General features: G+C 72.1%; 14 protein-coding genes, 1 pseudogene and 1 riboswitch. Of the genes and pseudogenes, 12 read left to right on the top strand and 3 right to left on the bottom strand.

Features of this window, described 5'->3' with window-relative positions:
* Nucleotides 1–56 precede the first annotated feature (56 nt).
* From BMZ30_RS12160 to BMZ30_RS12130, 7 genes and pseudogenes are all read left to right on the top strand, one after another.
* Nucleotides 57–836, top strand: a complete 780-nt coding sequence (locus BMZ30_RS12160) for a succinate dehydrogenase cytochrome b subunit (protein ID WP_219810226.1) — start codon at nucleotides 57–59, stop codon at nucleotides 834–836.
* A complete protein-coding gene (locus tag BMZ30_RS12155; protein ID WP_093379282.1) occupies nucleotides 833–2,830 on the top strand; it encodes a fumarate reductase/succinate dehydrogenase flavoprotein subunit in 1,998 nt (665 codons plus the stop codon). The genes BMZ30_RS12160 and BMZ30_RS12155 overlap by 4 nt, the downstream gene beginning before the upstream one ends.
* Entirely contained in the window at nucleotides 2,827–3,579 is a 753-nt protein-coding gene (locus BMZ30_RS12150; RefSeq protein ID WP_093379279.1) for a succinate dehydrogenase/fumarate reductase iron-sulfur subunit, read from the top strand. The genes BMZ30_RS12155 and BMZ30_RS12150 overlap by 4 nt, the downstream gene beginning before the upstream one ends.
* 61 nt (nucleotides 3,580–3,640) lie before the next feature.
* Nucleotides 3,641–4,132: pseudogene (locus BMZ30_RS12145) on the top strand (lyase family protein); the annotation flags it as partial.
* Between the two features lie 61 nt (nucleotides 4,133–4,193).
* Nucleotides 4,194–4,589: an anaerobic C4-dicarboxylate transporter family protein gene (locus BMZ30_RS12140; protein ID WP_425307153.1), complete on the top strand. Its 396-nt coding sequence runs from the start codon at nucleotides 4,194–4,196 to the stop codon at nucleotides 4,587–4,589.
* A gap of 130 nt (nucleotides 4,590–4,719) precedes the next feature.
* On the top strand, nucleotides 4,720–5,439 hold the full coding sequence (locus BMZ30_RS12135; RefSeq protein WP_229828403.1) for a YwiC-like family protein: 720 nt from the start codon (nucleotides 4,720–4,722) through the stop codon (nucleotides 5,437–5,439).
* 271 nt (nucleotides 5,440–5,710) lie between these two features.
* On the top strand, nucleotides 5,711–6,208 hold the full coding sequence (locus BMZ30_RS12130) for a low molecular weight protein-tyrosine-phosphatase (RefSeq protein ID WP_093379273.1): 498 nt from the start codon (nucleotides 5,711–5,713) through the stop codon (nucleotides 6,206–6,208).
* Nucleotides 6,209–6,323: 115 nt separating this feature from the next.
* Here BMZ30_RS12130 and BMZ30_RS12125 read toward each other — a convergent pair whose 3' ends face one another.
* Together BMZ30_RS12125 and BMZ30_RS12120 are read right to left on the bottom strand one after the other, a co-directional pair.
* Nucleotides 6,324–7,322, bottom strand: a complete 999-nt coding sequence (locus BMZ30_RS12125; RefSeq protein WP_093379270.1) for an ABC transporter permease subunit — start codon at nucleotides 7,320–7,322, stop codon at nucleotides 6,324–6,326.
* Nucleotides 7,322–8,323, bottom strand: a complete 1,002-nt coding sequence (locus BMZ30_RS12120; protein WP_093379268.1) for an ABC transporter ATP-binding protein — start codon at nucleotides 8,321–8,323, stop codon at nucleotides 7,322–7,324. Before BMZ30_RS12120 ends, BMZ30_RS12125 begins: the two co-directional genes overlap by 1 nt.
* A gap of 151 nt (nucleotides 8,324–8,474) precedes the next feature.
* On the opposite strand from BMZ30_RS12120, the gene BMZ30_RS12115 reads away from it, so the two are divergent.
* The 5 genes from BMZ30_RS12115 (at nucleotide 8,475) to BMZ30_RS12095 (ending at nucleotide 14,114) form a co-directional block, all read left to right on the top strand.
* Complete coding sequence (locus tag BMZ30_RS12115) at nucleotides 8,475–8,807, top strand: response regulator transcription factor (RefSeq protein ID WP_308430757.1); 333 nt, start codon at nucleotides 8,475–8,477, stop codon at nucleotides 8,805–8,807.
* Nucleotides 8,808–8,859: 52 nt separating this feature from the next.
* Nucleotides 8,860–8,958: riboswitch (glycine riboswitch) on the top strand.
* A gap of 190 nt (nucleotides 8,959–9,148) precedes the next feature.
* Nucleotides 9,149–12,043, top strand: coding sequence for an aminomethyl-transferring glycine dehydrogenase (gene gcvP / locus BMZ30_RS12110; RefSeq protein ID WP_093379265.1), 2,895 nt, complete (start codon nucleotides 9,149–9,151; stop codon nucleotides 12,041–12,043).
* On the top strand, nucleotides 12,043–13,242 hold the full coding sequence (gcvT, locus tag BMZ30_RS12105) for a glycine cleavage system aminomethyltransferase GcvT (protein ID WP_093379262.1): 1,200 nt from the start codon (nucleotides 12,043–12,045) through the stop codon (nucleotides 13,240–13,242). Before gcvP ends, gcvT begins: the two co-directional genes overlap by 1 nt.
* A gap of 49 nt (nucleotides 13,243–13,291) precedes the next feature.
* Entirely contained in the window at nucleotides 13,292–13,672 is a 381-nt protein-coding gene (gene gcvH, locus BMZ30_RS12100) for a glycine cleavage system protein GcvH (protein WP_093379259.1), read from the top strand.
* Between the two features lie 22 nt (nucleotides 13,673–13,694).
* Nucleotides 13,695–14,114: a (deoxy)nucleoside triphosphate pyrophosphohydrolase gene (locus tag BMZ30_RS12095; RefSeq protein ID WP_093379590.1), complete on the top strand. Its 420-nt coding sequence runs from the start codon at nucleotides 13,695–13,697 to the stop codon at nucleotides 14,112–14,114.
* Nucleotides 14,115–14,232: 118 nt separating this feature from the next.
* On the opposite strand, the gene BMZ30_RS12090 is transcribed toward BMZ30_RS12095, so the two are convergent.
* Nucleotides 14,233–14,784, bottom strand: a 552-nt coding sequence (locus tag BMZ30_RS12090) for a Rossmann-fold NAD(P)-binding domain-containing protein (protein WP_483299155.1), incomplete at its 5' end; no start/stop codon positions are given.

Raw genomic sequence — 14,784 nt, 5'->3', positions numbered from 1 at the left:
CCCACGTGCACCTGCCGCGGGCCTCGTAACGTCGTTCTCGAGGCAAGGAGACGGCGATGTCACCCACGACCGCAGGACCAGGCAGCCCCCTTCCGGGCGCTGACCTCGACGCACTGACGCACGGGCACCTGCGGGACCAGCCGCTGCGGCGAGCGCCGCGCATCCCGTCCTGGGCGCTCAAGGTCGTCATGGCGGTGAGCGGGTCGATCTTCGCGCTGTTCCTGCTCGTGCACATGGTCGGCAACCTGAAGATCTTCATCAGCCCCGAGGGTCTGAACCACTACGCCTACTGGCTCCGTACGCTGTTCGAGCCGCTGCTGCCGTGGGAAGGCGTGCTGTGGATCATGCGGATCGTGCTGCTGGCGGCGCTCGTCGGCCACGTCGGGGCGGCCGTCATGCTGTCCGCGCGTGCGCGGCGCTCACGGGGGGCGTTCCCGCGGCAGCGCCTGGGTGCGCGGTCGTTCGCCGCCCGGACCATGCCCGTCAGCGGCGTCGTGATCCTCGGCTTCGTCATCTTCCACCTGATGGACCTCACGCTCGGCACCCCCGGGGTCGCGGCTGACGGCTACCAGCACGTCACGACCGAGGAGGCGTTCGCCTACCAGAACGTCGTCGCGAGCTTCCAGCGCCCGTGGGCGGCGCTCGCGTACTGCGTCGCGCTGCTGACCCTGTTTCTGCACCTCGCGCACGGGCTGTGGACCGTGGTCCAGGACCTCGGGGTCACCGGGCGCCGCGCCCGCGCCGTCGGCTACGCGATCGCGGGGATCGTCCCGCTCGCGATCCTCGTGGGCAACATCTGCATACCGATCGCCGTCCTGACCGGTCTCGTCTCATGAGCGCGCACCCGACGACGGTGACGCCCGAGACCACAGCCGGGACGACCGTCCCGGTGCCCACGGTGCCCGGCGTCGAGGGCGGCCGAGCGCTGAACCCGAACGTCCCCGACGGTCCGCCGCAGAGCGCGTGGGAACGGCGTCGGCTCGCGTACCGGCTCGTGAACCCGGCGAACCGCCGCAAGCTCAAGGTGATCGTCGTCGGGACCGGCCTCGCCGGGTCCGGTGCGGCCGCCGCGCTCGGGGAGCTCGGGTACCAGGTCGAGGCCTTCACCTACCACGACGCCCCGCGCCGGGCGCACTCCGTCGCCGCCCAGGGCGGCATCAACGCGGCGCGCGGGCGCAAGGTCGACAACGACTCGATCGACCGCTTCGTCGTCGACACCGTCAAGGGCGGGGACTTCCGCGGCCGGGAGGCAGACGCCTACCGCCTCGGCGAGGAGTCCGTCCGCGTCATCGACCACATGAACGCGATCGGCGCGCCCTTCGCCCGCGAGTACGGCGGGATGCTCGCCACCCGCTCGTTCGGCGGCGTCCAGGTCTCGCGCACCTACTACACGCGCGGGCAGACCGGCCAGCAGCTCCAGGTCGCCGGCGCGCAGGCGCTGCTGCGCCAGGTCGATGCCGGCACCGTCACCCTGCGCACACGGCACGAGATGCTCGACCTCATCGTCACCGACGGCCAGGTGCAGGGCGTCGTCATGCGGAACCTGCTGACCGGCCAGATCACGGCGCACACCGCGCACGCGGTCGTCCTCGCGACGGGCGGCTACGGCAACGTCTTCTACTTCTCCACCCTGGCGAAGAACTCCAACGCGTCGGCCGCGTGGCGCGCGGTGCAGCGCGGGGCGCTGATGGCCTCGCCGTCGTTCATCCAGTTCCACCCCACGGCGCTGCCGGTCAGCTCGCGGTGGCAGTCCAAGACGATCCTGATGAGCGAGTCGCTGCGCAACGACGGACGCATCTGGGTGCCGGCGAAGGCCGGCGACGAGCGCACACCCGACCAGATCCCCGAGGACGAGCGCGACTACTACCTCGAGCGGCGCTACCCGACGTTCGGAAACCTCACCCCGCGCGACGTCGCCTCGCGCAACGCGACCGAGCAGATCGAGGCCGGCCACGGCGTCGGCCCGCTGCGCAACAGCGTCTACCTGGACTTCCGGGACGCGATCGCGCGCGTGGGCAAGCAGGCGATCGCCGAGCGCTACGGGAACCTGTTCGAGATGTACACCCACGCGACCGGCGAGGACCCGTACACCACGCCCATGCGGATCGCCCCGGGCGCGCACTTCACCATGGGCGGCCTGTGGAGCGACTACGACCAGATGACCTCGCTGCCCGGCCTCTTCGTGGGCGGCGAAGCCGGGTGGGGCTACCACGGGGCCAACCGGCTCGGCGCGAACTCGCTGCTGTCGGCGGCCGTCGACGGCTGGTTCACGCTGCCGTACTCGGTGCCGAGCTACCTCGCCGGGCGCCTGGGATCGACGCCGCTCGAGGCGGACGCCCCCGCGGTGCAGGAGGCGCTCGCGCGCACCCGGGCCCGGGTCGACCGTCTGCTCGGCGTCGGCGGCACGCGCAGCGCGACGTCGTTCCACCGCGAGCTCGGGGACATCCTGTACGCCGGCTGCGGCGTGCACCGCACCGCTGCCTCCCTGACCACCGCGATCGACAAGATCCGCGCGCTGCGCGCCGCCTTCTGGACGGACCTCCGGGTGCCTGGCACCGGGAGGCGCCTGAACCAGGAGCTCGAGCGCGCCGGACGCGTCGCGGACTACCTCGAGCTCGCCGAGCTCATGTGCCTCGACGCGCTCGACCGCGAGGAGTCCTGCGGGGCGCACTTCCGGGGCGAGCACCAGATCGACGGCGAGGCCGCGCGCGACGACGAGCGGTGGTCGTTCGTCTCCGCGTGGGAGGTCCCTGGCGACGGACGGTTCGTGCGCCACCACGAGCCGCTCACGTTCGACGCCGTCCCCCTGCAGACAAGGAGCTACCGGTGAGACTCGTCCTGGAGGTGTGGCGGCAGGAGGACCCTGCCGCGGAAGGTCGGTACGAGACCTACGAGGTGGCCGACGCGACGCCGGAGATGTCGGTCGTCGAGCTGCTCGACCGGCTCAACGAGCAGCTCGTGGAGTCCGGCGGCGACCCGGTGGCGTTCGAGTCCGACTGCCGCGAGGGCGTCTGCGGCTCGTGCGGCGTCACCGTGGACGAGCGCCCGCACGGCGCGCAGGCCAACACCCCCTCGTGCCACCAGCGGCTCGCGCGCTACACCGACGGACAGCGCGTGCGCATCGCGCCGCTGCGGTCCGCCGTGTTCCCCGTGATCCGCGACCTCGTCGTCGACCGCTCCTCGCTCGACCGCGTGATCGCCGCGGGCGGCCACGTGGCGATCGACGCCGGCACCGCGCCGGCCGCCGACCTTGTGGCCCTCGACCACGCCGCCGCCGAGCTCGCGCTCGACTTCGCCGCCTGCATCGGGTGCGGCGCGTGCGTCGCAGCCTGCCCCAACGGCGCGGGCCACCTGTTCGTCGGCGCCAAGCTCAGCCACCTCGCGCTGCTGCCCACGGGCAAGCACGAGCGCACCCGCCGCGCCCGGGCCATGGTTGCCGAGATGGAGACGGACTTCGGGCCATGCTCGAGCTTCGGCGCCTGCGTCGAGGTCTGCCCCGCAGGCATCCCCCTGACCGCGATCGCCGCGGTGAACAAGGAGCGGCTGCGCGCCGTCTGGCGCGGCGGCAGGAGCACGTAGAGACCACCGGGCACGGGGACGACGGCGTCCCCAGGCTCAGAACTGAAGGAGCACCACACGCATGAACGGCACAAGGATCGAAGAGGATCTGCTCGGGGCCAAGGAAGTCCCCGCGGACGCGTACTACGGCGTCCACACTGTGCGCGCCATGGAGAACTTCCGGATCAGCCCGACCGTCATCAGCGACACGCCGGACTTCGTCCGCGCGATGGTGATGGTCAAGAAGGCCTGCGCGCTGACGAACAAGGAGATGCGCACCCTGCCCGTCGATGTCGCGGACGCGATCGTCGCCGCGTGCGACGACGTCCTGGTGCGCGGCCGGTGCCTCGACCAGTTCCCCATCGACGCCTTCCAGGGCGGCGCCGGGACCTCGGTGAACATGAACACGAACGAGGTGATCGCCAACCTCGCGCTCGAGCACCTGGGCCTGCCCAAGGGCAGCTACGACGTCGTCAACCCGAACGACCACGTGAACAAGAGCCAGTCGACCAACGACGCCTACCCCACCGGCTTCCGCATCGCCGTGTACAACGTCGTCGAGCAGCTCAAGGGCGAGATCGAACAGCTGGCCCTGGCGTTCGAGGCCAAGTCCCGCGAGTTCGACGACGTGCTGAATCGCCTGGCTCGGCACGACCTTCGTCAAGGCGCACGAGGAGGCCATCATGAACGCCGCCTCGGACGTCCTGACGGACTTCCCGTGGATGCTCGCCGTGGTGCTCGGGCTCGCGTCGGCGCTGCTGTACTCGCAGGCCGCCACGACCAAGGCGCTCATGCCGACGGCCCTGCTGATCGGCGTCACCCCGGCCGCGGCCGTCGCCGCGTTCCCGGCGGTGTCCGCGCTGTTCATCCTGCCGACCTACCCGACGTTGCTCGCCGCGGTCGAGATGGACGACACGGGCACGACGCGGATCGGCAAGGCCGTGTTCAACCACCCGTTCCTGCTGCCCGGCGTCATCAACATCGCGCTCGCGGTGGCCTTCGGGTTCCTGTTCGGGTCGGTCCTGCTCTGAGGGCGCGCCGTTGACCTCAGCACCAGCCCGGGAGGGCGGCGTCCCGCGTGGACGCCGCCCTTCGGCGCGCCCTTCGGCCCGTCCTGATGGCGGGGGTCGTGGTGGCCGACGACGTCGCGGGCCCGGGTGGGTGCCTGACCAGCACGGGGCGTGGGCGATGCTCGTGGTGCCCCTCGTCGTCGGCGTCGCGCTCGGGGGGCCGGTGTGGGCACACGTGCCCCTGGCGCTGCTGTGGTTCGTCGGGTACTTCGCGTTCTACGCGGTCGGGCAGTGGCTGCGGGCGCGGTTCAAGAAGCGGTGGTGGCCGCCCGTGCGGGCGTACTCGATCGCCGTCGTGCCGTGCGGCGTGGCGGTGCTGCTCACCGCGCCCGAGCTCGTGGTGTGGGTCCCGGCTTTCGTGCCGCTCGTCGTCGTGAGCCTGTGGTGCTCCTACCAGCGCCGGGACCGGTCGCTGCTGAACGACGGGGTGACCGTGCTCGCGGCGTCGCTCATGCTGCTGGTCGCCGTGGACGTCGCGGGGCCGGTCGACGGGCGGGCGTGGGTCGTGTTCGCGCTGGTGCTCGGGTACTTCCTCGGCACGGTGCTGTACGTGAAGACGATGATCCGGGAGCGCGGGAGCCTCGGGTACCGGCGGGCCTCGGTGGCGTACCACCTGGTGCTGGCGCTCGCGGGCACGGGGCTCGTCGCGTGGTCGGGGCACGGGAGCGTCTTGCTCGTCGGCGCGCTGCTGGTGGCGCTGTGTGTGCGGACCGTCGTGATGCCCGGGCGGCCGGCGACGCCGCTGCAGGTCGGCCTCGGCGAGATCGCGGCGTCGGTCGCACTGACCGTCGTGTTGCTGCTTCCGGTCTGACGGCGCGCGGTCCGGGTCTGGGCCGCCGGGGCAGGAAAAGACCCGTGGGCTGTCGGAGGGTTCCGACGAGTGCGGGGACGAGTCGCACCACCCACGGGTCCCGGTGGCCGCCTGGGATTGGCGGACCGTCTTCGACCGGCAGTCAGCCGGCGACCACCTCACAAGTCCAAGAGAACTTCATGTCGTGGACCACCTCCCTTCGTGTGTGACTCCGACGCTACGCCTCGCCTCGACGGGCGGCACCCCTTTTTCTCGGGGCAGGATGGGTCGCATGGTTCAGCGAGTAATGATGGTCTGCACGGGCAACATCTGCCGGTCCCCGATGGCCGAGGTCGTCCTGCGCGAGCGGCTCCAGGCCGCCGGGCTGGGCGACGACGTCGTCGTCGACTCGACCGGGGTGAGCGACGAGGAGCGGGGCAACCCGATCGACCCGCGGGCGGTGCGTGCGCTGCGGGCGCGCGGCTACGACCCCGCCGACCGGGCCGCGGTCCAGGTGGAGGCGGCGCACCTGGCCGAGCGCGACCTCGTGCTGGCGATGACGGCGTCCCACGCCCGCGCGCTGCGGCGCCTGGACCCGGACGCGCCGGTGCGCATGTTCCGCAGCTTCGACCCCGACGCACCGCGGGTCGAGGACGAACGCGACGAGTCGAGCCTCGACGTCGCCGACCCCTGGTACGGCGGCCCCGAGGACTTCGAGCTCTGCCTCGACCAGGTCGAGGCGGCCACGGACGGCATCATCGCCCACCTGCGCGAGCACGCTCGCCCCTGACCCCCACCAAGAACGCTGAGTGCATGATTTTGGCGGTCTCTTCGGGGGAAAAGACCGCCAAAATCATGCACTCAGCGGAGGGTGCGGGGGGGTGCGGGGTGTGTCGGCGGGCTGGTCAGGCTACGTCGCGGCGGCGGAAGATCAGGAGGCCGACGACGATCACGAGCGCGGTGAGGACGCCGAGGTAGATCCCGCCGTGCGTCATCGACAGGGCCGTCTCGACCGTGTCGCACACGCGGCCGTCGGACCCGACCGTGCACACCTGCTTCCAGTACGTCGTCCCGCCCTTGATCCAGGCGTCCATGTTGATCATGCCGCTCAACTGCATGAAGCGCGGGAAGAGGCCGAAGAAGACCATCTGGTCGACGACGACCCACCCCACAGCGATACCGATCACTGCCGCGGTGTGCCGGGTGAGGGCGCCGAGTGCAGCCCCCGCGACGGCCGTGGCGATCATCAGCAGAGCGACGCGCACCGACGCCAGGGCGACGGCCCGCCACATGTCGGCGTCCGGTGAGCCGAGCAGATCGCGGGCCGCGTACACAGCCCACATCCCGGCGACGCTCAGCGCGAGCGTGGCGACGGCGATGGGCACGATGCCCAGGGCCGTCGCGCCGATCTTGCTGAAGTACACCCGCGTCCGCCGCGGCTCGAACGTCAGCCAGTTGCTGATCGCGCCGCTCGCCATCTCGGCGGCGAAGAAGCTTGCCCCGATGGCCAGCGCGACGAAGCCGAGCAGCGTGCCGAAGCCCTCGACGCCGCGCTCAGCCTCGTCCGAGTACGGCGGGTAGTTCGACAGCCAGTCCTCAGGCTTGGGCTCGACTAGCTGGCTCTCGCAACCCCAGTCCACGGTGGTGTCTCCGTCGAGCGCCTCGCGCTCCGCGGCCTCGCCGGTGAGGCACTCCTGGTACCACTCGTCGCTGTTGGCCTGCCAGTCTGCGTGGTACTGCCGATAGCTCGCCTCCTGCGAGCGCTGCTCCTCAGCGCTGGGCGGCGCGAGTGAGAACCAGGTTCCGACGGCGCTGACGATCATGACCCCCACGAGGCCCACGAACGCGACCCACGTCAGACGGCGCGCCCAGAAACGCTTGAGCTCGACCTTGAGAAGTCGCATCAGAGGTCCCCTCCCTCGGTGCTGGCATGGTCGGTGCCGGCGTGTCGTCCGTGCGGCGGCGCGACGGTTCCGGGCCCCTGCCCGGCGGTGAGCTCGAGGAACACGGACTCGAGGTCGGCGTGCTGGGGGACGAGCTCGTTGACGTACAGGCCCTGGGCAGCGAGGAGCCGGGTGATGTCGGCGGAGTCGGCCACGCCCCGGACCTGCAGGTGGGCGCCCTCGACGCGGGCGTCGAGCTGGGCGGCCTGGAGCACCTGGTGGGCGGCGGGAACATCGGCGACGCCGACCTTGACGCTGAGGCTGGCCTGCCCGCCGACGAGCTCGTCCACGCGGCCGGAGGCAAGCAGCCGGCCGTGACCGATGATCGACACGGTGTCCGCGACCTGCTCGACCTCCGCGAGGATGTGGCTCGAGACCAGGACGGTCTTGCCCTCGGAGCCCAGGCGGCGCATGGTGTCGCGGATCTCCCGGATGCCCGCCGGGTCGAGGCCGTTGGTGGGCTCGTCGAAGATCAGCAGGTCCGGGTCCTTGAGCAGCGTCGCGGCGATCGCGAGCCGCTGCTTCATGCCGAGCGAGTAGCTGCGGTAGGAGTCCTTGGCGCGGTCGGCCAGGCCCACGTCGGTCAGGACGCGCCCGACGGCGGTGGGCGGGGCGCCGATCGCGCCCGCCAGGAGCTCGAGGTTGCGGCGCGCCGAGAACTGCGGGAAGAACTTGGGCTGCTCGACGATCGCGCCGACGCGACCGATCACGGCGGGCAGGTGCTGCGGCACGGTCTGGCCGAACAGAGTCATGGTGCCGGAATCGGGCCGGATGAGCCCGAGCAGCATGCGGATCGTCGTCGTCTTGCCGGACCCGTTGGGGCCGAGGAAGCCGTGGACGCCACCGTAGGGCACGTCGAGGTCGAGGCCCTCGACGGCGACCGAGCGGCCCCGCAGGCTCCGGTAGGTCTTGCGCAGTCCGCGCGTGGAGATCGCGAGATCCCCCGAAGGTGCAGTGGTCACAGGTCCCCTTGTGAATGAAGTGCTCCCGGTCGCGGCGAGCGTCCCGCCGCGCGCTCAACCCCCTGGCAGAGCACCCAAACCCTAGCGTGCCGTACCTCACAGGCATATGCGCGAATCGCGGACGAGAACTGGCGTCATAACTTCCGTCCCCGTGTCTCTCTCCAGTGTGACCAGGCAGAACCCCGCCGGCTCCGCTGACGAAGCCGGGGCCGACGGACACAAGACCCCCACCGAGAACGAGACCACCCAGGAGGACACGATGACCACGATCGAGATGGCGCCGCTGCTGCGCGAGGACCTGACCAAGCGTGAGCGCGTCGTCCTCGCGCACCTGACCGAGGAGACGACGCTCGACGACATCGCGCGCCGCCTTTTCGTCACCCGCAACACGGTGAAGTCGCAGGTGCGCAGCGCGTACCGCAAGCTCGGCGTCTCCACGCGCGCCGAGGCCGTCGACCGCGCCCGGGAGCTCGGGCTGCAGTAGTGGACGGGTCGTGACCCACCGCACACGCGGGGGTTAGGCTGGCCCTGCTGCTCGAACCGCGGCGGGAGAGCCCCGCTGGTAGATCGGACGGGGCGCCGACGGAGCAAACCCTCCCCGGGAAACTCTCAGGCCCACATACCGCCGCGGCGAGGCAACTCTGAACAGCAGGGACGACGTCGGGCATCGCCGGGCGGAGGACCTCACCGAAGGGGCAACCCGGCCTAGGCGCCCGGGGAAAACTCTCAGGTCGACCTCCGGGTCCGAGGACAGAGCGGGGAGGGCGCGGTGCCGGCGAGGCCGGGATCGCCAGCCCGACGACGCCTCGCCCCCTGGAGCCTGCCGTGACCCTGCCCCCCTTCGTCCGCCGGCACATCGGATCGCTCGCCACACCCGGTGCTGACGCGGCTGGAGCCACGATGCTCGCCGCGCTCGGTCTGGACTCGCTCGACGCGCTCGTCAACGCGGCCGTGCCGGCGTCGATCCGCCTGGACCGCACCCTCGACCTGCCCGCCGGGCGCACCGAGGAGGAGGTCACCGCGACGCTGCGGGAGATCGCAGGCATGAACACGGTCCGCACGGAGATGATCGGGCTCGGCTACCACCCGACCGTCACGCCCGCGGTGATCCGGCGCAACGTGCTCGAGAGCCCCGCCTGGTACACCGCGTACACGCCGTACCAGGCGGAGATCTCCCAGGGCCGGCTCGAGGCGCTGCTGAACTTCCAGACGGTCGTCTCCGACCTCACGGGCCTGCCCGTCGCGGGTGCGTCCCTGCTCGACGAGGCCACCGCGGTCGCCGAGGCGATCCTGCTCATGCGCCGCGCGGTCAAGGGCCGGGCCGACGGCGTCGTCGTCGTCGACGCGGACTGCCTGCCCCAGTCGATCGCCGTCGCGCGCGGCCGGGCCGAGGCGCTCGGGCTGCCGCTCGTCGTGGCCGACCTCACGGGCGAGGGCGGGCTGGACGCGGTCGAGGGCGACGTCGTCGGCGTCGTGCTGCAGGCGCCCGGCGCATCCGGCGCGGTGCGGGACCTCGCGCCGCTGATCGCCCAGGCCAAGGCCCGCGACGCCCTCGTCACGGTCGCCGCCGACCTCCTCTCCCTCACGCTCCTGACGCCGCCCGGCGAGCAGGGCGCGGACCTCGCCGTCGGCTCGGCCCAGCGCTTCGGGGTGCCCCTGTTCTACGGCGGCCCGCACGCCGGCTACATCGCGGTCCGCTCCGGCCTCGAGCGCACGCTGCCCGGGCGCCTGGTCGGGGTGAGCGTCGACGCCGACGGCGCGACGGCCTACCGCCTCGCCCTGCAGACCCGCGAGCAGCACATCCGCCGCGAGAAGGCCACGAGCAACATCTGCACCGCGCAGGCCCTGCTCGCGATCGTCGCGTCCATGTACGCCGTCTACCACGGGCCCGGCGGCCTGCGGGAGATCGCCGAGCGCGTGCACTCACGGGCCGTGGCGCTCGCGGACGGGCTGCGCGCGGGCGGCGTCGAGGTCGTGCATGCGGCGTTCTTCGACACCGTCCTCGCGCACGTCCCGGGTCGGGCCGACGCGATCGTCGCCGCGGCCGCCGAGCGCGGCATCAACATCTTTGGCCGCGACGCCGACCACGTCCAGGTCGCGTGCGACGAGACGACGACGCCCGCGACGATTGCCCTCGTCCTCGAGGCGTTCGGGGCTGGGGTGGCCTCGGAAACCGAGCCGACGACGTCGGCCCTCCCCGAGGCCCTGCGCCGCACCTCGGAGTACCTCACCCACCCGGTGTTCCACGCGCACCGCTCGGAGACGGCGATGCTGCGCTACCTGCGGGCGCTGAGCGACAAGGACCTCGCGCTCGACCGCACGATGATCCCGCTGGGCTCGTGCACCATGAAGCTCAACGCGACCACGCAGATGGAGCCCATGAGCTGGTCCGCGTTCGCGGACATCCACCCGTTCGCGCCGCGCGAGCAGGCCGCCGGGTACACGCGCCTGATCGGCGAGCTCGAGGGCTGGCTCGCGGAGATCACCGGGTACGCGGCCGTAAGCGTGCAGCCGAACGCCGGCTCGCAGGGCGAGTACGCAGGGCTGCTCGCGATCCGCGAGTACCACCGTGCTGGCACACAGCCGGGCGCCGCCCCCCGCGATATCTGTCTCATCCCCGCCTCGGCCCACGGTACCAACGCGGCCTCGGCGGCCCTCGTGGGCCTGCGCGTGGTGGTCGTAGCGACGGCCGACGACGGCGCGATCGACCTCGACGACCTGCGCGCCAAGCTCGCGGAGCACGGCGAGCGCGTCGCGGCGATCATGATCACCTACCCCTCGACGCACGGGGTGTACGAGGACACGGTCCGCGACGTCTGCTCGCTCGTGCACGCGGCCGGCGGCCAGGTGTACGTCGACGGCGCGAACCTCAACGCGCTCGTCGGGCTCGCGCAGCCCGGGGAGTTCGGCGGCGACGTCTCGCACCTGAACCTGCACAAGACGTTCTGCATCCCGCACGGCGGCGGGGGCCCCGGCGTCGGGCCCGTCGCGGTGGCCGAGCACCTTGTGCCGTACCTGCCGGGCGACCCCTCGCCGTCGGGCACCTGGGCGACGGACTCGCCCACGGGCACGGCGCCCGTGAGCGGCGCGCCCTACGGCTCGGCCGGCATCCTGATGATCCCGTGGGCGTACATCGCGCTCATGGGCCCGGACGGGCTGACGGCCGCGACCGCGTCGGCCGTGCTGACCGCGAACTATGTCGCGCGGCGCCTCGCGGACCACTACCCGATCCTCTACACCGGCCCCGGCGGGCTCGTGGCGCACGAGTGCATCCTCGACATCCGCCCGCTGACCGCCGAGACGGGCGTGACGGCCGAGGACGTGGCCAAGCGGCTCATGGACTACGGCTTCCACGCGCCCACGCTCGCGTTCCCCGTCCCCGGCACGCTCATGGTCGAGCCGACCGAGAGCGAGGACCTCGCGGAGCTCGACCGGTTCGTCGACGCGATGATCGCGATCCGCCGCGAGATCCAGGACGTCGCCGACGGGCGCTGGTCCGCCGCCGAGTCCCCGCTGCGCGGCGCCCCGCACACCGCGGCCAGCCTGATCGCCGACGAGTGGACGCACGCCTACTCTCGGGAAGAGGCTGGCTACCCGTTGCCGTCGCTGCGCGCGGGAAAGTACTTCCCGCCCGTGCGCCGGATCGACGGCGCACGCGGTGACCGCAACCTCGTGTGCTCCTGCCCGCCGATCGAGGCCTACGCCGAAGGTGCCCTGTGATGACTGCTTCTGAGGACCGGCTCTCCCCGCTGCACGACGAGCACGTGGCGCTCGGCGCCGCGATGACGAGCTTCGGCGGGTGGCTGATGCCGCTGCGCTACGACTCCGACCTCGCCGAGCACCACGCCGTCCGCAAGGCCGCCGGGCTGTTCGACCTGTCGCACATGGGCGAGATCGACGTCGTCGGGCCGCAGGCCGCGGCCGCGCTCGATCACGCGCTGATCGGGAACCTCAGCGCCGTGGGCGTCGGCCGGGCGCGGTACACGATGATCGTGGCCGACGACGGCACGGTGATCGACGACCTCGTCGTCTACCGCCTCGAACCCGAGCGCTTCATGGTGGTGGCGAACGCGTCGAACGCCCCCGTGGTGCTGGGCGAGCTGCAGGAGCGGACGGCGGGCTTCGCGGCGAGTGTCGTGGACCGCACGGCCCTCGCGCTGATCGCCGTGCAGGGCCCGCGCGCGGAGGAGATCCTGGTGGGGCTCGTCGCTGCGGACGCCGCCGACGACGTCCGGGGCGTGCGCTATTACGCGGCGGTTCCCGTGACGGTCGCCGGGGTCGAGACGCTGCTCGCGCGCACCGGGTACACGGGCGAGGACGGCTTCGAGCTGTTCGTCGAGCCCGAGCACGCCGTCGCGCTGTGGCGCGCGCTGCTCGAGGCCGGGACGCCCCTGGGACTCGTGCCGGCCGGGCTGGCGTCGCGCGACTCGCTGCGCCTCGAGGCCGGCATGCCCCTGTACGGGCACGAGCTCAGCCGCGACGTCACCCCGTACGACGCTGGCCTGGGCCGCACCGTGAAGCTCGACAAGGTGGGGGCCGACGGCGAGCCGCTCGACTTCGTGGGCCGCGCCGCCCTGGAGTACCGCGCCTCGCGCGACGCCCGCGCGGAGCTCGACGGCGACGCCCCCGCGCGCGTGCTCGTCGGCCTGCAGGGCCTGGGGCGCCGTCCCGCCCGGGCCGGATACGCCGTCGTCGTCCCCGGTGTCCCTGCCCCAGGTGAGGAGGGAGCCGACGGCGAGCCCACCGTCGTCGGGCGTGTGACATCCGGGGCGCCCTCGCCCACGCTCGGCCACCCGATCGCGCTCGCGTACGTCGACGCCGCGCACGCCGAGCCGGGAACCGAGCTCGCGGTGGACGTCCGCGGGCGCACCGAGCCAGTGCGCGTGGTGCCCCTGCCGTTCTACCGCCGCGCGAACTAGCCTGAGCCGCAGCACGTCCGCACCATCCCCACCGCCTGAGGAGCACACCATGGCCGCCCTGCCCGAGGACCTGCAGTACACCGCCGAGCACGAGTGGATCGACTCCGGGTCGCCCGCGACCGTCGGCATCACGTCCGTGGCCGCCGAGGCGCTCGGCGACATCGTGTTCGTCGAGCTGCCCGAGGTCGGCGCGAGCCTGACCGCCGGCGCGGTGTTCGGCGAGGTCGAGTCCGTGAAGTCCGTCTCCGAGCTGTTCTCGCCCGTCACGGGCACGGTCGTCGAGGTCAACGCCGCGCTCGCGGACGCCCCCGAGACCATCAACTCGGACCCGTTCGGAGAGGGCTGGCTGGTGCGCGTGGAGATCGACACGCTCGGCCCCGTGCTGACGGCCGAGGAGTACGCGGCGCTCACGGGTGGGCCGGGCGCCTGACGCACCTGGCATCATGACGGCCATGGAACGCAAGCTCGTGGTCGCCGCCGCGCTGGTGGACGACCTCGGCGCGCCCACGGCCCTGTTGGCGGCGCGGCGCTCGCGGCCGGCGGAGCTCGCCGGCATGTGGGAGTTCCCCGGCGGCAAGGTCGACCCGGGCGAGACGCCGGTCGAGGCCCTGCACCGCGAGCTGTCCGAGGAGCTGGGCGTCGAGGTCGAGCTCGGGGACGAGGTCGTGGGGCCTGACGACGGCGCCTGGGTCATCACCGACCGGCACGTGATGCGACTGTGGGTGGCGCGGGTGACCGGCGGCGAGCCGCAGCCTCTGGTGGAGCATGACGAGCTGCGGTGGCTGCGTCGCGGCGAGCTGATGGACGTGCCGTGGCTGACGGGGGACGTGCGCATCGTGGAGCACCTGCGGGCGGGTGTGCTCGCGGACTGAGGTCGAGCTCCGCCGAATCCGATAGTTGAGTACCGAGTCCGATAGGAGGTGCTATCGGACTCGGTACTCAACTATCTGACTCGGCGGTCGGAGGCGCCGGCCTGGGGGAAGCCGCGAGCTACCAGGCCGCCGGCTGGTAGTCCTTGAGGAAGCAGCCGAACTGGTCCTCGCCAGCCTCGCCCATGACGATCGGGTCGTAGACGCGCGCGGCGCCGTCGACCAGGTCGAGGGGGGCGTGGAAGCCTTCCTCGGCGAGGCGCATCTTGGTGGTGTGGGGGCGCTCGTCGGTGATCCAGCCGGTGTCGACCGAGGTCATGAGGATCTGATCGGTCTCGAACATCTCTCGCGACGAGGTGCGCGTGAGCATGTTGACGGCCGCCTTGGCCATGTTGGTGTGCGGGTGGCCCGGGCCCTTGTAGCCGCGGCCGAACTGACCCTCCATCGCTGAGACGTTCACGATGTACTTCCGGCGCGCGGTCGAGGCGCGCATGGCGGCGCGCAGCCGTGCGATGAGGATGAATGGCGCCGTGGAGTTGCACAGCTGGACCTCGAGCATCTCGAGCGGCTCGACCTCCTCGACCACCTGCACCCAGGAGTTCGACGACACCAGGTCCGGGACGAGCCCGGCGGCGTCGATCGCCGTGGCGTTCGCGACGCGCTCGAGCGACGC

The organism is Flavimobilis marinus, from assembly GCF_900113055.1.
GTDB lineage: Bacteria > Actinomycetota > Actinomycetes > Actinomycetales > Cellulomonadaceae > Flavimobilis > Flavimobilis marinus.
The sequence above is the reverse complement of the archived record's forward strand: the minus strand, read 5'-3'. Positions and strand labels throughout refer to the sequence as shown.

Bases quoted from the DNA above. Each gene is read 5' to 3' on its own strand.
- BMZ30_RS12160 (WP_219810226.1), top strand. From the start codon at position 57: ATGTCACCCACGACCGCAGGACCAGGCAGCCCCCTTCCGGGCGCTGAC.
- BMZ30_RS12155 (WP_093379282.1), top strand. From the start codon at position 833: ATGAGCGCGCACCCGACGACGGTGACGCCCGAGACCACAGCCGGGACG.
- BMZ30_RS12130 (WP_093379273.1), top strand. From the start codon at position 5,711: ATGGTTCAGCGAGTAATGATGGTCTGCACGGGCAACATCTGCCGGTCC.
- BMZ30_RS12125 (WP_093379270.1), bottom strand. From the start codon at position 7,322: ATGCGACTTCTCAAGGTCGAGCTCAAGCGTTTCTGGGCGCGCCGTCTG.
- gcvT (WP_093379262.1), top strand. From the start codon at position 12,043: ATGACTGCTTCTGAGGACCGGCTCTCCCCGCTGCACGACGAGCACGTG.
- gcvH (WP_093379259.1), top strand. From the start codon at position 13,292: ATGGCCGCCCTGCCCGAGGACCTGCAGTACACCGCCGAGCACGAGTGG.
- BMZ30_RS12095 (WP_093379590.1), top strand. From the start codon at position 13,695: ATGGAACGCAAGCTCGTGGTCGCCGCCGCGCTGGTGGACGACCTCGGC.